The 18,916-nt window shown below is 73.3% G+C and carries 20 protein-coding genes; 19 read left to right on the forward strand and 1 reads right to left on the reverse strand.

Annotated features, from left to right (window positions below; genetic code table 11):
- Window positions 1-454 precede the first annotated feature (454 nt).
- The 10 genes from AC3YNX_RS08875 (at window position 455) to AC3YNX_RS08920 (ending at window position 11,587) form a co-directional block, all read left to right on the forward strand.
- Window positions 455-847 (forward strand): (deoxy)nucleoside triphosphate pyrophosphohydrolase, encoded by a 393-nt coding sequence (locus AC3YNX_RS08875; protein WP_127784661.1) that lies wholly within the window; start codon window positions 455-457, stop codon window positions 845-847.
- 183 nt (window positions 848-1,030) lie between these two features.
- Window positions 1,031-2,947, forward strand: coding sequence for a translational GTPase TypA (typA, locus tag AC3YNX_RS08880; RefSeq protein WP_241249763.1), 1,917 nt, complete (start codon window positions 1,031-1,033; stop codon window positions 2,945-2,947).
- A 130-nt stretch (window positions 2,948-3,077) separates the two neighbouring features.
- Window positions 3,078-4,796: an ABC transporter family substrate-binding protein gene (locus tag AC3YNX_RS08885; RefSeq protein ID WP_489995243.1), complete on the forward strand. Its 1,719-nt coding sequence runs from the start codon at window positions 3,078-3,080 to the stop codon at window positions 4,794-4,796.
- Window positions 4,793-5,677: an N-acetyl-1-D-myo-inositol-2-amino-2-deoxy-alpha-D-glucopyranoside deacetylase gene (mshB, locus tag AC3YNX_RS08890; RefSeq protein WP_127782257.1), complete on the forward strand. Its 885-nt coding sequence runs from the start codon at window positions 4,793-4,795 to the stop codon at window positions 5,675-5,677. The genes AC3YNX_RS08885 and mshB overlap by 4 nt, the downstream gene beginning before the upstream one ends.
- The gene (locus tag AC3YNX_RS08895) at window positions 5,674-6,045 is read left to right on the forward strand and encodes a hypothetical protein (protein WP_127782258.1); all 372 of its coding nucleotides are present in this window, start codon (window positions 5,674-5,676) and stop codon (window positions 6,043-6,045) included. The genes mshB and AC3YNX_RS08895 overlap by 4 nt, the downstream gene beginning before the upstream one ends.
- The gene (locus AC3YNX_RS08900) at window positions 6,042-8,606 is read left to right on the forward strand and encodes a bifunctional FO biosynthesis protein CofGH (RefSeq protein WP_489995244.1); all 2,565 of its coding nucleotides are present in this window, start codon (window positions 6,042-6,044) and stop codon (window positions 8,604-8,606) included. The genes AC3YNX_RS08895 and AC3YNX_RS08900 overlap by 4 nt, the downstream gene beginning before the upstream one ends.
- Window positions 8,606-9,382, forward strand: coding sequence for a hypothetical protein (locus tag AC3YNX_RS08905; RefSeq protein ID WP_489995245.1), 777 nt, complete (start codon window positions 8,606-8,608; stop codon window positions 9,380-9,382). The genes AC3YNX_RS08900 and AC3YNX_RS08905 overlap by 1 nt, the downstream gene beginning before the upstream one ends.
- 70 nt (window positions 9,383-9,452) lie before the next feature.
- Window positions 9,453-9,779, forward strand: coding sequence for a ferredoxin (fdxA, locus tag AC3YNX_RS08910; protein ID WP_127782260.1), 327 nt, complete (start codon window positions 9,453-9,455; stop codon window positions 9,777-9,779).
- Complete coding sequence (gene dapC / locus AC3YNX_RS08915; protein ID WP_489995246.1) at window positions 9,776-10,888, forward strand: succinyldiaminopimelate transaminase; 1,113 nt, start codon at window positions 9,776-9,778, stop codon at window positions 10,886-10,888. The genes fdxA and dapC overlap by 4 nt, the downstream gene beginning before the upstream one ends.
- 183 nt (window positions 10,889-11,071) lie before the next feature.
- Window positions 11,072-11,587 (forward strand): DUF4333 domain-containing protein, encoded by a 516-nt coding sequence (locus tag AC3YNX_RS08920; RefSeq protein WP_489995247.1) that lies wholly within the window; start codon window positions 11,072-11,074, stop codon window positions 11,585-11,587.
- A 119-nt stretch (window positions 11,588-11,706) separates the two neighbouring features.
- On the opposite strand, the gene dapD is transcribed toward AC3YNX_RS08920, so the two are convergent.
- Window positions 11,707-12,654 carry a 2,3,4,5-tetrahydropyridine-2,6-dicarboxylate N-succinyltransferase gene (gene dapD, locus AC3YNX_RS08925; protein ID WP_241249858.1) on the reverse strand — a complete coding sequence of 316 codons (948 nt, stop codon included), beginning with the start codon at window positions 12,652-12,654 and terminating at the stop codon, window positions 11,707-11,709.
- Window positions 12,655-12,716: 62 nt separating this feature from the next.
- On the opposite strand from dapD, the gene dapE reads away from it, so the two are divergent.
- The 9 genes from dapE (at window position 12,717) to AC3YNX_RS08970 (ending at window position 18,831) form a co-directional block, all read left to right on the forward strand.
- On the forward strand, window positions 12,717-13,805 hold the full coding sequence (gene dapE / locus AC3YNX_RS08930; protein WP_489995248.1) for a succinyl-diaminopimelate desuccinylase: 1,089 nt from the start codon (window positions 12,717-12,719) through the stop codon (window positions 13,803-13,805).
- Window positions 13,806-13,835: 30 nt separating this feature from the next.
- The gene (locus AC3YNX_RS08935; RefSeq protein ID WP_127782264.1) at window positions 13,836-14,660 is read left to right on the forward strand and encodes an LOG family protein; all 825 of its coding nucleotides are present in this window, start codon (window positions 13,836-13,838) and stop codon (window positions 14,658-14,660) included.
- Entirely contained in the window at window positions 14,657-15,196 is a 540-nt protein-coding gene (locus tag AC3YNX_RS08940) for an LOG family protein (protein WP_489995249.1), read from the forward strand. The genes AC3YNX_RS08935 and AC3YNX_RS08940 overlap by 4 nt, the downstream gene beginning before the upstream one ends.
- Window positions 15,197-15,204: 8 nt before the next feature.
- Complete coding sequence (gene folP, locus AC3YNX_RS08945; protein ID WP_489995250.1) at window positions 15,205-16,080, forward strand: dihydropteroate synthase; 876 nt, start codon at window positions 15,205-15,207, stop codon at window positions 16,078-16,080.
- Entirely contained in the window at window positions 16,077-17,003 is a 927-nt protein-coding gene (locus AC3YNX_RS08950) for a glucosyl-3-phosphoglycerate synthase (protein WP_489995251.1), read from the forward strand. The genes folP and AC3YNX_RS08950 overlap by 4 nt, the downstream gene beginning before the upstream one ends.
- A gap of 48 nt (window positions 17,004-17,051) precedes the next feature.
- On the forward strand, window positions 17,052-17,393 hold the full coding sequence (locus tag AC3YNX_RS08955) for a DivIVA domain-containing protein (protein WP_127782268.1): 342 nt from the start codon (window positions 17,052-17,054) through the stop codon (window positions 17,391-17,393).
- Entirely contained in the window at window positions 17,390-17,872 is a 483-nt protein-coding gene (locus AC3YNX_RS08960; protein ID WP_489995252.1) for an SRPBCC family protein, read from the forward strand. The genes AC3YNX_RS08955 and AC3YNX_RS08960 overlap by 4 nt, the downstream gene beginning before the upstream one ends.
- Window positions 17,869-18,492, forward strand: a complete 624-nt coding sequence (locus tag AC3YNX_RS08965; RefSeq protein ID WP_489995253.1) for a DNA-3-methyladenine glycosylase I — start codon at window positions 17,869-17,871, stop codon at window positions 18,490-18,492. Before AC3YNX_RS08960 ends, AC3YNX_RS08965 begins: the two co-directional genes overlap by 4 nt.
- 171 nt (window positions 18,493-18,663) lie before the next feature.
- Window positions 18,664-18,831, forward strand: coding sequence for a DUF3117 domain-containing protein (locus tag AC3YNX_RS08970; protein WP_127782270.1), 168 nt, complete (start codon window positions 18,664-18,666; stop codon window positions 18,829-18,831).
- Window positions 18,832-18,916 lie beyond the last annotated feature (85 nt).

An 18,916-nucleotide genomic window follows, 5' to 3' on the forward strand; every position in this document is an offset into this window, starting at 1 on the left:
TTGATGGTGGCACGGGCCGGCACTGCCGGCACGGACAGCCCGGACGGCGCCGGTGACCGCCGCACGCCTGGAGCGCGACGTCGCGGCGCCGCTGGCCACCACGGCCGGCGCCGTGCGCTCGGTGGTGGTGGCCGCCGCGCTGGCCGGACACGCCCGGGTGCAGGTACCGCGAGCACAGGGCCTCCTCGCCCCCGGGGACGTGGTGGCCGTGCGGCCCCGGCGCCTGCCGGTCACCCTCGGCCTGCGGGTGGCGGTCGCCGAGCTGCACCAGCTGCGGCTGAGCCGGCAGCGCGGCCCCCTGCCGTCCCTGGAGGTCACCGTCACGCTCGCGCCCACCACGGCGGGCACCCGCCTGGTGGCCCAGGTGCGGGGTCCGTCGGGTGGTCTGGTTCGCGGCTGGGTGCAGGCCGTGCTGGGGGAGTGGGTGGACCACGTGAGCGCCGCCGCCACCGCGATGGCCGCCGCCCGGGAGGTGGTGGCCGGTGCCGTGGTCGCCGACGGTCGGCTGCTGGTGGCCCAGCGGCGACGCCCGCCCGCGCTCGCCGGGAAGTGGGAGCTGGCCGGCGGAGGGGTGGAGCCGGGAGAGAGCCCGCAGCAGGCGCTGGTCCGCGAGCTCGACGAGGAGCTCGGCGTGGTGGTGGAGCCGGGCGAGCAGGTGGGCGCGGACGTGCTGCTGCCCGACGGTCGGGTGCTGCGCGCCTACCGCGCAGAGCTGGTCCGGGGCCCCGCCGAGGCCAGGGAGCACGCCGCGCTGCGGTGGGTGGGAGCCGGCGAGCTCAGCCGGTTGGACCTGGTGGTGAACGACCGGGGCTGGCGTGCTGAGCTGGCCCCGCTGCTGGTCGAGTGACCTGCAGTGCAGGAAAAGTTCGTGTGAGCGGGTAAGATGTTTGTCGCCGCAGTGGCTGAGTGGTGCGCGACGGACGAGAAGCACAAAAAGTCCGCGCATGCGCCCAGGTCGACGGCCACCCCGACCACGGATCGAGACCCTTCTCGGACCGTGGACTCTAGAGCTTTCAGGAGAACCTACCCAGTGACTAGTGCGCCCCGCACCGCCTTCCGCAACGTCGCCATCGTCGCCCACGTCGACCACGGCAAGACGACCCTCGTCGACGCCATGCTGCGTCAGTCGGGCGCTTTCGCTGAGCGGGCGGAGCTCGTCGACCGAGTCATGGACTCCGGTGACCTCGAGCGCGAGAAGGGCATCACCATCCTCGCGAAGAACACCGCGGTGCGTCGGCACACGCCCGACGGCGACGTGGTGATCAACGTCATCGACACCCCCGGCCACGCCGACTTCGGTGGCGAGGTGGAGCGCGGGCTGTCCATGGTCGACGCCGTGGTGCTGCTGGTCGACGCCAGCGAGGGCCCGCTGCCCCAGACGCGCTTCGTGCTGCGCAAGGCGCTGGCCGCCTCGCTGCCCGTCATCCTGGTGGTGAACAAGACCGACCGTCCCGACGCCCGCATCACCGAGGTGGTCGAGGAGGTCCACGACCTGCTGCTCGACCTGGCCTCGGACCTGGAGAACGAGGCGGCGCACGCCGCCGAGCTCGCCCTGGACCTGCCGGTCATCTACGCCTCCGCCCGCGCGGGCAAGGCCAGCATGACCCAGCCCGCCGACGGCGAGGTGCCCGACGCCGAGGGCCTGGACGCCCTGTTCGACCTGCTCATGGAGTACGTCCCGGCGCCCAAGGGCGACCCGGACGCCCCGCTGCAGGCGCACGTCACCAACCTGGACGCCTCGTCCTTCCTGGGCCGCATCGGCCTGGTCCGCATCCACGCCGGTGAGCTGCGCAAGGGCCAGACCGTGGCCTGGATGCGCACCAGCGCCGAGGGCGTGACCGAGACCCACAAGGTCAAGATCACCGAGCTGCTGCGCACCGAGGGTGTGGAGCGCGTGGCCGCCGACCTGGGCGAGGCCGGCGACATCGTCGCCGTGGCCGGCATCCCGGACATCATGATCGGCGACACCCTGGCCGACGTGGACAACCCCGTCGCCCTGCCGCCCATCACCGTCGACGAGCCGGCCATCTCGGTCACCGTCGGCATCAACACCAGCCCGCTGGCCGGGCGCAACGGTGGCAAGAAGCTCACCGCCCGCCTGGTGAAGAGCCGGCTGGACTCCGAGCTCATCGGCAACGTGTCGCTGCGGGTGCTCAACACCGACCGTCCGGACACCTGGGAGGTGCAGGGCCGTGGTGAGCTGGCGCTGGCCATCCTGGTGGAGCAGATGCGGCGCGAGGGCTTCGAGCTGACCGTGGGCAAGCCCCAGGTGGTCACCAAGATGGTCGACGGCAAGATGCACGAGCCCTTCGAGCACCTCACCGTGGACGTCCCCGAGGAGCACCTCGGCGCGGTCACCCAGCTGCTCGCCGCCCGCAAGGGCCGGATGGAGGAGATGGTCAACCACGGCACCGGCTGGGTGCGCATGGAGTTCGTCGTCCCCGCCCGCGGCCTGATCGGCTTCCGCACCGAGTTCCTCACCGACACCCGGGGCACCGGCATCGCCAACACCTACTCCGCCGGCTACGAGCCGTGGGCCGGCGAGATCCGCAGCCGCCACACCGGCTCGCTGGTCTCCGACCGCGCCGGCGTGGTCACCCCGTTCGCGATGATCCAGCTCTCCGACCGCGGCACCTTCTTCGTGGAGCCGGGCACGGCCACCTACGCGGGTCACGTGGTGGGCGAGAGCCCCCGCTCGGAGGACCTGGACATCAACGTCTGCCGCGAGAAGAAGCTCACCAACATGCGGCAGTCGTCCTCGGACACCTTCGAGGCGCTGGCCCGTCCCCGCGTGCTCACACTGGAGAGCGCGCTGGAGTTCTGCGCCTCCGACGAGTGCGTCGAGGTCGCGCCGGACGTGGTGCGCGTGCGCAAGCTGGTGCTGGACGCCAACGAGCGCGCCCGCACCCGCTCCCGCGACAAGCTCCGTGACAAGGCCGCCAGCTGATCTAGTCTGGGCGGACGCACCGGGCGAACCGGTGCAGCAGGCGGCCCCCGCGCGTGTGGGGGCCGGTCACGGTGAGCAGGGAGATGCACAGGTGCGCGGTCGGCACGGTGCCCGCCGAGGCGGGCGTTGGGTGGGGGCCGCAGCTCTTGCGCTGGTCGCGCTGACTCCGGCCTGCACCGCCCAGCCGGCGCCGGTGGTGGTCAGCACGGCCACCACCGTCACGCCGCCGCCCAAGGCGACGGTGACCAACTCGGTGGTGGTGGCCATCGACGAGGTGGGCCCGGGGTTCAACCCGCACCAGCTGGCTGACCTCTCCCCGGTGAACAACGCCGTCAGTGGCCTGGTGCTGCCCTCGGTGTTCCTCCCGGAGGCCACCGGCTCGGGGTGGACGCTGGATCCCTCCATCGCCGTCTCGGCCACCCCGGCCGCCACCACCAAGCCGACGGCACCGTTCCAGGTGACCTACGTGCTGCGCAACGAGGCGCAGTGGTCGGACGGGGCTCCCATCGCGGCGGAGGACTTCCGCTACCTGTGGCAGCAGATGATCTCCCAGCCCGGGGTGGCCGACGCGGCCGGCTACGACCTGATCACCGACGTCGCCTCCTCCGGCGGGGGCAAGACGGTGACGGTGTCCTTCGCCGCCGACTACCCGGCGTGGCAGCAGCTGTTCCGCTCGCTGCTGCCCGCGCACCTGCTCAAGGACCTGCCCGGGGGGTTCACCGCGGCCCTGGACGACGGGCTGCCGGTGTCGGGCTCGCGGTTCAAGGTCAAGAGCGTCGACCGCGACCGCGGCGAGGTGCTGCTGGAGCGCAACGACCGCTTCTGGGACACCCCCACCGCCCTGGACTCGATCCTGCTGCGCCGCGACGGCACCCCCAACCAGCTGGCGGAGTCGCTGCGCTCCAAGGACGCGCAGATGGCCCAGCTGCACGGCAGCGACGCCACCCGCACCCAGCTGGCGGCCATCCCCGACGTGCGCACCCTCACCGTGGCCCAGCCCTCCACCATGCGGGTGGCCGTGGACGTGGGCGCCAGCGGGTTGTCCGACGTCAACGTCCGAGAGGGCCTGCTCGGGCTGCTGGACGTGGACGCGCTGAGCATGATCGGTGCGGGCCGGGCGGTGGGGCAGTTCCGCGCCGACGCCCAGGTGCTGGCGCCGTCGGAGCCGGGCTACCTCGCCACCCGCCCCGCTGGGGGCACCGTCACCGCCGCGGTGGAGGCGCTGGGCCGGGCCGGCTACAGCGTGCAGGCGGGTCGCTACCTGAAGAACGGCACGCCGCTGACGGTCATGGTGGGGGCGGCCAAGGAGGACAGCGCCGCCACCTCGGTGGCGCAGGCCGTGGCCGACCAGCTCACCAGCGCGGGCATCAACGCCAAGGCCTCCATCGTCACCTCCAGCGAGCTCTACGGCGACCGCCTGGGCAGCGGCGAGATCGGGATGCTCGTCGGCCGGGCGCCCGCCGGTGGGGACCCGGCCACCACGCTGGCGTCGACCTTCGGCTGCACCGGCTCGGCTGGTGTCGCTCCCGCCGGTGCGCCCACCCCGACCGCAGCCGCCGGCCCCACCGGCACCCGCAGCGCGCCGACCACCCGGCTGGGCAACGTCTCCGGGGTGTGCGACCCCTCGCTGCAGCCGCAGATCGACGCCGCACTGAGCGGCGCCGTCGACGTGGCCGCCACGCTGGCCGAGCTGGAGCCGCGCCTGTGGGCGCTGCACGCGGTGCTGCCGCTGTACCAGGACAGCACCGTGCTGGCCGTGCGCAAGCAGGTCACCGGCGTGGACGAGCCCATCGGGCTGCGGGGCGGCCCGTTCGCCGACGCCGCCACGTGGTCGCGGAACGACCGATGAGCCTGCGGCGCCCGCGGCTGCTGCTGGTGCACGCCCATCCCGACGACGAGACCCTGACCACCGGCGGCACCATCGCCCACTACGCCGCACGCGGGGTGGAGGTCACGGTGCTCACCTGCACCCTCGGCGAGGAGGGCGAGGTGATCGGGGCGCGCTGGGCCGGGCTGGTGGCCGGGGAGGCAGACCAGCTGGGCGGCTACCGCATCAGCGAGCTGAGCCGGGCGCTGCACGCCCTGGGCGTGGGCGGGCCGCACTTCCTGGGCGGGGCCGGGCGGTGGCGCGACTCCGGCATGGTGGGCACGCCGTCGGCGGAGAACCCCCGCGCCTTCGTGCACGCCGGGCTGGCTGGCGCGCACGCGATGACCGAGGTGATCCGCCGGGTGCGCCCGCACGTGGTGGTCACCTACGACCCCCACGGCAGCTATGGCCACCCCGACCACGTGCAGGTGCACCGACTGACCACCGACGCCCTCGACCACGCCGCCGACCCGGCGATGTTCGCCGACGCGGGGCCTGCGTGGGAGGTGCCCAAGGTGTACTGGACGGTGGTGGAGCACCGCGCGCTGACGGCGGGCATCGCCGGGATGACCGACCTGCCGCAGGGCTGGCGGCTGCCCGAGCCCGGTGAGCTGCCCAGCGTGTCCGACGCCGACGTGGACGCCGTGATCGACGTGCACGCTGTGCGGCAGGCGAAGCTGGCGGCCATGCGCGCCCACGCCACGCAGGTCACCGTGGCGCCGAGCGGCACCGAGCTCGCCCTGTCCAACAACATCGCCCAGCCGGTGCTGCTCGCCGAGCACTACGTGCGGGTGCGCGGCGAGGCCGGTGAGCTGGGCCCGGACGGCCGGGAGCACGACCTCTTCGCGGGCATCACCCCGTGACCCGGCTCTGCCTGGGCCTGCTGGTCCTCTACGCCGCGGTGCTCGCGGTGCTCGAGTCCCTCTTCCTGCCGGTGTACGTCGGTGTGGTCCCGCTGCCGGTGGGTGCGTTCGCCGCGGCGCTCACCAACGCCGGGCTGGTCTGGCTGGCCGGCAGGCTCACGCCGCGAACCGGCGTGGCCGCCCTGCCGCTGGTCGGGTGGGTGCTGGTGGTGCTGGCGCTGGCCACCGGGGGTCCCGGCGGCGACCAGGTTCCGCCGCAGGACTGGCGCCTGATGGCGCTGTTCGGCTTCGGAGTGGTGCCGGCGGTGGTGGTACTGGGTGGCCACCTGGGCGAGGCTGCGAGGCAACGGGCAGTATCGGGGTCGTGACAACTGAGCCCGTGGATCTTCCGACCCCACCCCCGGTCGAGGTGACGCCCTCGGAGTCGGCGCTGCGGCGCGCGCTGCGGCGCGCCACCGACGGCAAGACCCTGGACGCCACCGAGGCCCACACCCTGCTGCACGCCCGCGGGGAGCAGCTGGACACGCTGTGCGCGGCTGCGGCCCGCGTGCGCGACGCCGGTCTGCTCGCTGCCGGCCGGCCTGGTGTGGTGACCTACTCCCGCAAGGTGTTCATCCCGCTCACCCGGCTGTGTCGGGACCGCTGCCACTACTGCACCTTCGTCACCGTGCCCGGCAAGCTCGCCGCCGCCGGGCACGGCATGTTCCTCGACCCCGACGAGGTCCTGGAGATCGCCGCGCAGGGTGCGGCGCTGGGCTGCAAGGAGGCCCTGTTCACCCTGGGCGACCGGCCCGAGGACCGCTGGCCGGAGGCCCAGGAGTGGCTGCACTCCCGCGGCTACGACTCCACCCAGGCCTACCTGCGGGCCATGTCCGTCCGGGTGCTGGAGGAGACGGGTCTGCTGCCCCACCTCAACCCGGGCGTGATGACCTGGGAGGAGATCTCCCGGCTCAAGCCGGTGGCGCCGTCCATGGGGATGATGCTGGAGACCACCTCGCTGCGGCTGCACACCACCAAGGGCGAGTGCCACTACGGCAGCCCGGACAAGCACCCCGAGGTGCGGCTGCGCACCCTCACCGACGCCGGCCGCCTGGGCGTGCCCTTCACCACCGGCATCCTGGTGGGCATCGGCGAGACGCTCACCGAGCGCGTCGACTCCATCCTGGCCGTCCGCAAGGCGCACAAGAGCTTCGGGCACGTGCAGGAAGTGATCGTGCAGAACTTCCGGGCCAAGGACGACACGGCCATGCGTGCCGCCCCCGACGCGGGGCTGGACGACTACCGGGCCACCATCGCCGTCACCCGGCTGCTGCTGGGCCCGGCGATGCGCGTGCAGGCCCCGCCGAACCTGGTGGACCTGGACGACTGCGCCGCCCTGCTGGGTGCGGGCGTGGACGACTTCGGCGGTGTCTCCCCGTTGACGCCGGACCACGTCAACCCGGAGCGGCCCTGGCCCCAGCTGGACGCCCTCGCCGCGGCGAGCGCGGCCGCCGGGTTCACCCTCACCGAGCGCCTGGCCGCCCAGCCGGAGTACGTGCTGGCCGGCTCGCCGTGGATCGACCCCCGCATCAGCGCGCACGTGCGCGCGCTGGCCGCACCGGACGGGCTGGCCGACGCCGCAGCGGTGCCCACCGGGCTGCCGTGGCAGGAGCCCGACGCCTCCTGGGAGTCCAGCGGGCGCACCGACCTGCACAGCGCCATCGACACCGATGGCCGCAACACCGAGACCCGCTCCGACCTGGGCTCGGCCTTCGGCGACTGGGAGACGGTGCGCGAGCAGGTGCTGGCCATCGACGCCCCCGCCCTGCTGGGTGGGGACGTCACCGCCGCGCTGCGGGCCGCCGCCGACGACCCGGCCGGGTGCACCGACGAGCAGTACCTGGCCCTGGCCACCGCCGAGGGCCCGGCCCTGGAGGCGCTGTGCGCGCTGGCCGACGACCTGCGCCGGGAGACCGTGGGCGAGGACGTCACCTACGTGGTGAACCGCAACATCAACTTCACCAACATCTGCTACACCGGCTGCCGCTTCTGCGCCTTCGCCCAGCGCAAGGGCGACGCTGACGCGTTCACCCTGAGCCTCACCGAGGTGGCCGACCGGGCCGAGGAGGCCTGGAACCTGGGCGCGTCCGAGGTGTGCATGCAGGGCGGCATCGACCCGGAGATCCCTGCCGGCGGCTACGCCGACCTGGTCCGCGCGGTCAAGGAGCGGGTGCCGGGCATGCACGTGCACGCCTTCAGCCCGATGGAGGTGGTCAACGGGGCCGCGCACTCCGGGGCCAGCATCCGGGACTGGCTGGTGGAGCTGCGCGACGCGGGGCTGGACACCATCCCCGGCACGGCCGCGGAGATCCTCGACGACGAGGTCCGCTGGATCCTCACCAAGGGCAAGCTGCCCACCAGCTCCTGGATCGAGGTGGTGACCACCGCGCACGAGGTGGGGCTGCGCAGCTCGTCCACGATGATGTACGGCCACGTCGACCACCCGCGGCACTGGGTGGGCCATCTCAACGTGCTGCGCGGCATCCAGGACCAGACCGGCGGCTTCACCGAGTTCGTGCCGCTGCCGTTCGTGCACCAGTCCTCGCCGCTGTACCTGGCGGGGGCGTCCCGTCCGGGACCGACCATCCGGGACAACCGGGCGGTGCACGCGCTGGCGCGGATCATGCTGCACGGGCGCATCGACAACATCCAGACCAGCTGGGTCAAGCTGGGCACCGCCGGCACCCAGGCGATGCTCAACGGCGGGGCCAACGACCTGGGCGGCACGCTGATGGAGGAGACCATCTCCCGGATGGCGGGCTCGCAGCACGGCTCGGCCAAGACGGTGCAGGAGCTGACCGAGATCGCCGCGGGCATCGGCCGGCCCATCCACGAGCGCACCACCGGCTATGGCCGCCGGGACGTTCCCGCCATGGCGAGCGGGCAGTGATGGCGCCGGCGATCACCGACGCGTACGTGGTCAGCGCACTGAAGGTGGTGGTGCACGGCAGCGGACCGGTGCTGGACGCGCTCACCCACACCGACCCGTTCCACCTCAAGGCGCGCACCCACGAGCGGCCCGACCCCGAAGTGGCTGAGGTGCGCAGCACCAGCCTCAAGAACCGGGCGGTGGGCAAGGCGGTGGACGCCTTCTACCAGGTGGAGTTCCCCGGCACGGCGGCGTGGCAGTCCATGACGCCGCAGCAGCGCACCACCTGGTGGATGAACCGGGTGGGACGCTTCACCACGCTGATCGTCGCCATCCCGGGCTTCGGCGGGGTGGTGGCCGACCGGCTGCCGCTGCAGCCGGCGTTGGGCAGCGCCAGCCAGGCGATGCTGCTGTGCGCGGTGGCCCGCGAGTGGGGCGTCACCGACGAGGTGGAGCAGGTGCGCATGCTCGCCTGGGTGCTGTGCGACCGCGACGTCAGCCGTGCCCTGGTGGAGGGCACCGCGGCGAAGCAGGAGGAGCAGCCGGGCAAGGGCAGCGCCCCCGAGCGGGGGGCGCTGGTCGGTGCGGCCCGGGCGCTGTGGCGCTACGCGCGGGTGATGCGAGGCATCCTGGGCGAGCTGGACAAGCGCCCGCAGGGCCGCCTGCCCTACCGGGCGCTGGGCAAGGTGCCGGTGGTCGGGCTGGCGGGGGACTACCTCAGCGAGCACTCCGCCCTCAAGCGCGCAGTACGCAAGGCGGACAAGTGGGTACGCAGCTCGCGACACACGACGGGGTGAATTCACACCAGAAGGATCATTCGGGGATACTTGCTCACGAGTAGCCCCCGGCGAGATCAGGAGAACCGCAGTGACCTACACGATTGCTGAGCCTTGCGTGGACGTGCTGGACAAGGCCTGCATCGAAGAGTGCCCCGTCGACTGCATCTACGAGGGTGGGCGCATGCTCTACATCCACCCCGACGAGTGCGTGGACTGCGGTGCTTGTGAGCCGGTCTGCCCGGTAGAGGCCATCTACTACGAGGACGACGTGCCGGACCAGTGGTCGGGCTACACCAAGGTCAACGCCGACTTCTTCGTCGACCTCGGCTCGCCCGGCGGCGCCGCCAAGGTCGGCAAGACCGACTTCGACCCGGAGCCGGTGGCCAGCCTCCCGCCGCAGAGTGACGGCGAGTGAGCAGGAAGCACCTCAGCCTCCCCAGCTTTCCGTGGGACTCGCTCACCGGCGCCGCACAGCGTGCCGGTGAGCACCCCGACGGCATCGTCGACCTCTCGGTGGGCACCCCGGTCGACCCGGTCGCCGAGGTCATCCAGGACGCGCTGACCGCTGCTGCCCACATCCCGGGCTACCCCGCCACGTGGGGCACCACCTCGCTGCGGGAGACCGTCGTGCAGGCCCTCGCCCGCCGCCACGACGTGCACAGGGTGCCCGCCGACGCGGTGCTGCCCACCATCGGCTCCAAGGAGCTGATCGCGTGGCTGCCGACCCTGCTGGGGCTGGGGCCGGCGGACACCGTGGTGGTGCCCGAGCTGGCCTACCCCACCTACGAGGTCGGCGCCCAGCTGGCTGGCGCCCAGGTGGTCCGCTCCAACAGCGTGACCCGCCTCGGGCCGGCCACCCGGGGCTCCGGGCAGCCGGCCGTCCTGTTCCTCAACTCCCCGTCCAACCCCACCGGCGCGGTGCTGGGGGTGCCGCACCTGCGCAAGGTGGTGGAGTGGGCGCGCGAGCGGGGCACCGTCGTGGTCTCCGACGAGTGCTACCTGGGGCTGGCCTGGGACGCCGAGCCACGGTCGGTGCTGCACGCCGACGTCAACGACGGCGACCTGACCGGGCTGCTCGCGGTGCACTCGCTGTCCAAGACCTCCAACCTCGCCGGCTACCGCGCCGGGTTCGTCGCCGGCGACCCGGCACTGGTGGCCGAGCTGCTGGAGGTGCGCAAGCACGCCGGCATGATCGTGCCTCGGCCGGTGCAGGCGGCCATGGAGGCGGCGCTGTCCGACGACACCCACGCCGCGGCGCAGCGGGAGATCTACCGCAGCCGGCGGGCGAGGTTGCTGCCCGCCGTGCGAGCCGCGGGGCTGCAGGTGGAGCACTCCGAGGCCGGGCTGTACCTGTGGGCCACCCGTGACGAGGACTGTCGCGCCACCGTGGCCTGGTTCGCCGAGCGCGGCATGCTGGTCGCGCCCGGGGAGTTCTACGGCCCCACCGGCGGACAGCACGTGCGGATCGCGCTCACCGCCACCGACGAGCGCATCGACGCCGCGGTCGCTCGCCTGCAGGGCTGACCGGCGCCTGCGCAGCGGCGGTGTCGTTGCGGCGCTTCGTGATCGGGCAAGACTTCAGAAGAGTCTTGCTTGACACAGAGCGGCACATGGCAGTTACTGTGCGCTGCACGGGCACCTCGTCCCTGCGTCGTTGCTGCTCGGGCCGTCGTGGGGTCTTGAGCAGCCCTGCCCTGGAAGGCTTTCATGACCACTAGCTCGGGTACCCCTGGCGCGTTCCCCCCTCCGCCGCAGGCGCAGCCGTTCCCGTCCCACCAGGGCCAGGCGCCGGTTCCCCCCGGCACCAACACCGTGGCGATCCTTGCGATCGTCTTCGCGTTCGTGTTCTCCCCGGTGGGCATCGTGCTCGGCTTCGTCGGGCGCGCGCAGACCAAGCGCACCGGGCAGAAGGGCCGCACCCTCGCCACCGTCGCCGTCGTGCTGGGGTTCGTTTTCCTCGCGCTCAGCGTGCTGGCGATCGTGCTCGTCGGAGTGCGCGGCGCCAAGATGGTGGACCGCGACTCCGTGGAGTCCCAGATCAGCCAGCAGTTCGCGGCCAACGGGCTGGGCACCCCCGATTCGGTGACCTGCCCGGGTGACCTCAAGGCTGAGGTCGGCGAGACCATGACCTGCACGGTGCGGGGCGAGACGAACGTCGAGGTTGGGCTCCGGGTGACCTCGGTCAGCGGCAACACCGCGCTCTTCGACATCGAGCCCAAGTAGCGGCTCGGACGCCGCGCCCACCTCGAGCGCAGACAGCACCGCCCGGACGCACGTCGCGTCCGGGCGGTGCTGTCTGCGCTCTGTGCGTCAGGTGCGCAGTAGCTCAGTTGCTCGGCTGCTCAGTCGTTGGCGTGCAGGGCCTCGTTCAGCGCCACCCCAGAGCCCTCCCGCGCCACCACCTCCACCGCACCGGTGACGGAGTTGCGCCGCAGCAGCATCCCGTTCTGCCCGGACAGCTCGCGCGCCTTCACCGCGGTGCCGTCCGGGCCGGTGACCTTGGTGCCGGCGGTGACGTACAGGCCGGCCTCCACCACGCAGTCGTCGCCCAGGGAGATGCCGATGCCGGAGTTGGCGCCCAGCAGGCAGCGCTTGCCCAGGGAGATGGTCTCCGTGCCGCCGCCGGAGAGGGTGCCCATGATCGACGCACCGCCGCCCACGTCGGAGCCGTCGTCCACCACGACGCCGGCGGAGATGCGGCCCTCCACCATGGACGAGCCCAGGGTGCCGGCGTTGAAGTTCACGAAGCCCTCGTGCATCACGGTGGTGCCGGCGGCCAGGTGCGCCCCCAGCCGGACGCGGTCGGCGTCGCCGATGCGCACCCCGGAGGGGACCACGTAGTCGACCATCCGCGGGAACTTGTCCACGCTGTAGACGGTGACCGGGCCGCGGGCGCGCAGCCGGGCGCGGGTGAGCTCGAAGCCCTCCACCGCGCAGGGCCCGTGGTTGGTCCAGACCACGTTGGACAGCAGCCCGAACTGGCCGTCCAGGTTCACTCCGTGCGGCTGCACCAGGCGGTGGGAGAGCAGGTGCAGGCGCAGGTAGACGTCGCGCGCGTCGATCGGCGCGGCGCTGAGGTCGGCGATGGTGGTGCGCACCCCCATCACCTCCACGCCGCGGGCCTCGTCGGTGCCCAGCATCGCGGCCAGGGCGGGGTCGAGCTCCTCGGCAGTGAGCCGGGCGCTCGCGGACGCCTGGTGCGCGCCCAGCTGCGGCTGCGGGAACCACACGTCCAGCACGGTCCCGTCGGCGAGGACGCTGGCCACTCCGTCTGCTTGTGCTCCGGTCACGCCGGGCTCCAGTTGTGTGCTCACGCCGCACAACGCTACCGGCGCACCGATAACCTGCATGGGTGGCTCCCCGTGACGTGACTCCCGCTCTCGACCTCAGCTCCGACCCCGTGGACCTCGCGGCCGTGCTGGTGGACATCCCCAGCGTCTCCCAGCAGGAGAGCGTCCTGGCCGACGCCGTCGAGCAGGCGCTGCGCAGCCAGGCCGGGCACCTGGAGATCGTCCGCAGCGGCAACACCGTGCTGGCCCGCACCCAGCTGGGCCGCGGCAGCCGGGTGGTGCTGGCCGGGCACCTGGACACCGTGCCCATCGCCGACAACGTGCCCAGCCGCCGCGAGGGCAACCTCCTGCACGGCTGCGGCACCGTGGACATGAAGTCCACCGACGCGGTGTTCCTGCACCTGGCGGCCACCGTGCCCGAGCCCGCCCGCGACGTAACCCTGGTGTTCTACGACTGCGAGGAGATCGCGGCCGTGCACAACGGCCTCGGCCGCATCGAGCGGGAGCTGCCGGAGTGGCTGGTGGGCGACCTGGCCATCCTGGGCGAGCCCACCGACGGCACGGTGGAGGCCGGCTGCCAGGGCACCATGCGGGTGCGGCTGAGCACCACCGGCACGCGGGCGCACTCGGCCCGCTCGTGGCTGGGCAGCAACGCGGTGCACGCGATGGCGCCGGTGCTCGACCGCCTGGCCGCCTACTCGGCCCGCCAGGTGGACATCGACGGCTGCCTGTACCGCGAGGGCCTGCAGGCGGTGCGCATCAGCGGCGGCGTGGCCGGCAACGTGGTGCCCGACCGCTGCGAGGTGGACGTGAACTTCCGCTTCGCCCCCGACCGCAGCCAGGCCCAGGCCGAGGACCACGTCCGCGCGGTGTTCGCCGGCATCGACGGCCTCGGCTTCGAGGTGACCGACTCCGCCGCCGGTGCGCTGCCCGGGCTGGCCGCACCCGCCGCCGCCGAGTTCGTCACCTCCGCCGGGGGCGTGGCGCAGGCCAAGCTGGGCTGGACCGACGTCTCCCGCTTCGCCGCCCTCGGGGTGCCCGCGGTGAACTACGGCGCGGGTGACCCCAACCTGGCGCACAAGCGGGACGAGCACGTGCCCGTGGAGCAGATCACCCGCTGTGCCGACGTGCTGCGGGCCTACCTGACCTGACGCGTGGTGGCACCTGGCTACCCTTTCCCCATGGCAGCAGAGGATCACGGGGCAGGGCCCCGCGGGGTGCGCAACCGCGGGCCGGTGCAGGTGCGCGGTGAGCGCAACAACGACCTCAGCACCACCGACCAGCGCCTGCTGGACCACCGCGGCCCCAGCGACTGGGTGCACACCGACCCGTGGCGGGTGCTGCGCATCCAGAGCGAGTTCGTGGAGGGCTTCGGCGCGCTCGCCGAGGTGCCCAGCGCGGTCACCGTGTTCGGCTCCGCCCGCACCCCCGAGGACGACCCGGTGTACGCCCAGGGCCGCGCCATCGGCAAGGCGCTGGCCACCGCGGGGTACGCGGTGATCACCGGCGGCGGCCCGGGCGTGATGGCCGCGGCCAACCGCGGTGCCTGCGACGCCAGCGGCAGCTCCATCGGCCTGGGCATCGAGCTCCCGTTCGAGCAGCAGCTCAACCAGTGGGTCGACCTGGGCATCAACTTCCGGTACTTCTTCGCCCGCAAGACCATGTTCGTGAAGTACTCCCAGGCCTTCGTCTGCCTGCCCGGCGGCTTCGGCACGCTGGACGAGCTGTTCGAGGCCCTCACGCTGGTGCAGACCCGCAAGATCACCCGGTTCCCGATCATCATGTTCGGCACCAGCTACTGGTCGGGCCTGATCGACTGGATCCGCAGCTCGGTGCTGGCCGCGGGCAACATCTCCGAGGTCGACATGAGCCTGCTGCACTGCACCGACGACGTGGACGAGGTGGTGGACATCATCGTGGAGTCCCGGCGCACCGGCGCGCTGACCACCCGGCACCTGGACGAGCCCGGTTCCGCCGACGACCTGCCCAGCGGACTGCAGTCGTGACCCGGTTCGTGGCCGGCTACTGCGCCTCCGGGCCGGTCGACCCCAGCTACCTCGACCTCGCCGAGCAGGTGGGGACCGGCATCGCCGCCCGCGGCTGGGGCCTGGTGTGGGGTGGCGGGAACACCTCGATGATGGGCGCCCTCGCCCGGGCCACCCGCCGCGGCGGTGGGCCCACCGTGGGGGTGATCCCGAAGGCGCTGATGGCCGCCGAGCACGCCGACGCCGCCGCCGACGAGCTGCTGGTCACCGACACCATGCGCGAGCGCAAGCGGCTGATGGACGAGCGCGCCGACGCCTTCCTGGCCCTGCCCGGTGGGCTGGGCACGCTGGAGGAGCTGTTCGAGGTGTGGACCTCGGGCTACCTGGGCATGCACGACCGACCGGTGGTGCTGCTGGACCCGACCGGCCACTACGACGGGCTGCTCAGCTGGCTGCGGAGCATGCCGGCCGGCTTCGTGTCCCAGCGCGGCCTGGACCACCTGGTGGTCACCCGCGACGTGCAGACCGCGCTGCAGGCCTGCGCGCCCCGAGCCTGAGGGTGTCGATGACCCCTGTGCCGACCACGGTGTTCTGCGGACGTCGGGTGCCGGCTGACCGCGCGCTGGTGATGGCGATCCTCAACCGCACGCCCGACTCCTTCTACGACCGCGGCGCCCACTTCGCCGACGACGCCGCCCTCGCTGCGGCTGATCGCGCGGTGGCCGAGGGTGCCGACATCCTGGACGTGGGCGGGGTGAAGGCCGGCCCCGGCGTGCTGGTGGACGCAGCCGAGGAGGCGCGCCGCGTGGTGCCCTTCGTCGAGCGGGTGCGCGAGCGGCACCCGGACGTGGTGATCAGCGTGGACACCTGGCGGGCCGAGGTCGGCCGGCTGGCCTGCCAGGCGGGGGCCGACCTGGTCAACGACACCTGGGCCGGCTACGACCCGCACCTGGCCGAGGTGGCCGCCGAGCACGGCGCCGGGCTGGTCTGCTCGCACACCGGCGGCGCCCGCCCGCGCACCCGTCCGCACCGGGTGCACTACGCCGACGTGGTGGCTGACGTCATCGCCGACGTCTCCGCCCAGGCTCGCCGGGCCCAGGAGCTGGGGGTCGATCCCGGCTCGATCCTGGTCGACCCCACGCACGACTTCGGCAAGAACACCTTCCACGGCCTGGAGCTGCTGCGCCGCACCGACGAGCTCGTCGCCACCGGGTGGCCGGTGCTGATGGCGCTGTCCAACAAGGACTTCATCGGCGAGACCCTGGGCGTGGGGCTCACCGAGCGGCTGGAGGGCACCCTGGCCGCCACCGCGCTGGCCGCCGCGGCCGGGGCCAGGGTCTTCCGCGCCCACGAGGTGCGTGCCACCCGCCGCGTGGTGGAGATGGTGGCGGCCATCGCTGGGCAGCGCCCGCCGGCCCGCACCACCCGGGGCCTGGCGTGAGCGCGCCGGAGCCGGCCTGGTTCACCACCCACACCTGGCACGAGCCGCCGTGGACCGCTGCCGAGCTGGTGGCCGCCAAGGCCGGACGGACGGTGTCGGTGGTGCTGCCCGCGCTGGACGAGGAGGAGACGGTGGCCGCGGTGGTGGCTGCCGTGCACCCGTTGCTGGGCACGCTGGTGGACGAGCTGGTGGTGCTGGACTCCGGCTCCACCGACGCCACCGCCGCCCGGGCAGCCGCGGCGGGGGCCCGGGTGGTCAGCCGCGAGCAGGCCCTGCCCGGCGTCGACCCGGTGCCGGGCAAGGGCGAGGTGCTGTGGCGCTCGCTCGCGGCCACCACCGGCGACCTGGTGGTGTTCCTGGACTCCGACCTGGTGGAGACCGACCCCGGCTTCGTGCCCGCGCTGCTCGGGCCGCTGCTCACCCGGCCGGGCACCGCCCTGGTCAAGGGCTTCTACCGCCGGCCGCTGCGGGTGGAGGGCGAGCACAGCGAGTCCGGCGGCGGCCGCGTCACCGAGCTGATGGCGCGTCCGTTGCTTGCCGCGCTGCGCCCGGAGCTGAGCGGGGTGGTGCAGCCGCTGGGCGGGGAGTACGCCGCCACCCGGGAGCTGCTGGAGAGCGTGCCCTTCGCCCCCGGCTACGGCGTGGAGATCGGGCTGCTGCTGGACACCTACGCCCGCTGCGGGCTCGATGCCATCGCCCAGGTCAACCTCGGCGTCCGCAAGCACCGCAACCGCTCGCTGCTGGAGCTGGGTGTGATGAGCAGGCAGATCCTGGGCACCGCGCTGCGCCGCTGCGGGGTGGCCGACACCGGGCACGGGCTCACCCAGTTCGAGCAGCGCGAGCACCAGTGGCACGGCGTGGGCCACGAGGTGGCTCTCGCCGACCGCCCACCCATGCGCGAGGTGCTCGCCCAGCAGCGCTAGCCCGCCAGCGCCAGCCCGGGGCGGCAGCGCCCGTGCGATCATCGGAGCATGGGTACCGCGCTGATCTACCTGCTGGTCATGGTGGTCGTCGCCGGGGTGCTCTTCTGGGTGGCCGCGACGGTGTTCGGCCGCGGTGAGGAGCTGGCGCCGCTGCCGCCGGGGCGCACCGTCACCGAGCTGCCCGAGCACGACGTCCGCGGCGACGACGTGCGGGCGCTGCGGTTCCAGCAGGTGCTGCGCGGGTACAAGGCCGCCGAGGTGGACTGGGCGCTGGCCCGGCTCGCGGGCGAGGTCGACCAGCTGCGCGCCGAGCTCGCGCAGGTCCGCCCCAGCGGTGCCGGCGACCGGCGCGAGGGCGGCAGCCGCGACGCTGCGGCGGAGCGCGAGTGAGCACGCGGACCGCCCTGCAGCTGCACCAGGACGTGGCCGCCCCGGCGCAGAAGGTGTGGGACGCGCTGGTGGACTGGCCGAGCCAGCACGAGTGGATGCTGGGCACCCGGGTACGGGTGAGCGCTGGTGACGGGCGCGGCGTGGGCTCGCAGCTCGCGGCCTTCAGCGGTGCGGGGCCGCTGGGTTTCCTGGACACCATGGTGATCACCGAGTGGGACCCGCCGCGACGCTGCGTGGTCGACCACACCGGCCGGGTGGTCCGCGGAGCCGGCGTGTTCGCCGTGGTGCCCCGCAGTGCCCACGAGTGCACCGTGGTGTGGCGCGAGGAGCTCGACCTGCCCCTCGGGGTGCTCGGCATGCTGGGGTGGCCGCTGGTCCGCGCGCCCTTCGCCGCCGGGGTGCGGTTGTCGCTGCGGCGGCTGGCCCGGCGCTGCGAGGGCCCAGGAGAGACGGGCCCAGGGGAGGCGGGCTCAGGGTGAGCGAGCATCCGCTGGTGCTGCCCGCCGGGTCGGTGCAGGGCGAGGGCGGGGTGCGGCGCTGCTCGTGGGGGCAGGCGCCGGAGATCTACCGCCGCTACCACGACGAGGAGTGGGGCCGGGTGGTGCACGGCCGCGACGCGCTCTACGAGCGGCTGTGCCTGGAGGCGTTCCAGGCCGGACTGTCCTGGATCACGGTGCTGCGCAAGCGGGAGGACTTCCGGCGGGCGTTCGCCGGGTTCGACCCGGAGCGGGTGGCCGGCTTCGGCGACGCCGACGTGCAGCGGCTGCTGGCCGACGCGTCCATCGTGCGCAACCGGGCCAAGATCGAGGCCACCGTGAGCAACGCCAGGGCGGTGCTGGACGTGGACGACCTGGACGCGCTGCTGTGGTCGTTCGCGCCGGCGCCGACAGGTGCGGACCAGTCCTGGGACCCGACCACCTGGACCCCACGGGCCACCTCGCCGGAGTCGGTGGCCATGGCCAAGGAGCTCAAGCGGCGCGGCTTCCGCTTCGTCGGACCGACCACCGCGCACAGCCTCATGCAGGCGGTGGGCATGGTCAACGACCACCACCCCGGCTGCTGGCTCGCCGACCCCCGCTGGCAGCCCCGGGACGCCTGACCCGGGCGACCGGGCCCGGTCCGGCTGCTCCTGGGCGGTGTGGTGCACACGCCGCGCCGCGCCGCGCCGTGCGGCCTCAGTTACCCACCAGCGCACCAATAGGGGACAATGGGACGGTAGGACAGCGGCGGCCGGTACACAGCAGGCCAGCAACGATGCGGAGGGCACACGATGGCGGCCATGAAGCCCAGGACCGGAGACGGACCCCTCGAGGCGACCAAGGAGGGGCGGGGCATCGTGATGCGCGTTCCGCTCGAGGGCGGCGGCCGACTGGTCGTCGAGCTGACGCCCGACGAGGCCTCAGCCCTCGGTGACGAGCTCAAGGGCGTGACCAGCTAGATCCTGACGGGCCAAGCGGCTCGCCACGCGTACGGGGCCCCCGGTCGAGCACGGCCGTGGGGTCCCGCGTCGTCCGGTGCATGTT

Source organism: Rhodococcus sp. Z13_19A (assembly GCF_058133575.1).

Bases quoted from the DNA above. Each gene is read 5' to 3' on its own strand.
- AC3YNX_RS08875 (WP_127784661.1), top strand. From the start codon at position 455: ATGGCCGCCGCCCGGGAGGTGGTGGCCGGTGCCGTGGTCGCCGACGGT.
- mshB (WP_127782257.1), top strand. From the start codon at position 4,793: ATGAGCCTGCGGCGCCCGCGGCTGCTGCTGGTGCACGCCCATCCCGAC.
- AC3YNX_RS08905 (WP_489995245.1), top strand. From the start codon at position 8,606: ATGGCGCCGGCGATCACCGACGCGTACGTGGTCAGCGCACTGAAGGTG.
- AC3YNX_RS08920 (WP_489995247.1), top strand. From the start codon at position 11,072: ATGACCACTAGCTCGGGTACCCCTGGCGCGTTCCCCCCTCCGCCGCAG.
- AC3YNX_RS08935 (WP_127782264.1), top strand. From the start codon at position 13,836: ATGGCAGCAGAGGATCACGGGGCAGGGCCCCGCGGGGTGCGCAACCGC.
- folP (WP_489995250.1), top strand. From the start codon at position 15,205: ATGACCCCTGTGCCGACCACGGTGTTCTGCGGACGTCGGGTGCCGGCT.
- AC3YNX_RS08955 (WP_127782268.1), top strand. From the start codon at position 17,052: ATGGGTACCGCGCTGATCTACCTGCTGGTCATGGTGGTCGTCGCCGGG.
- AC3YNX_RS08970 (WP_127782270.1), top strand. From the start codon at position 18,664: ATGGCGGCCATGAAGCCCAGGACCGGAGACGGACCCCTCGAGGCGACC.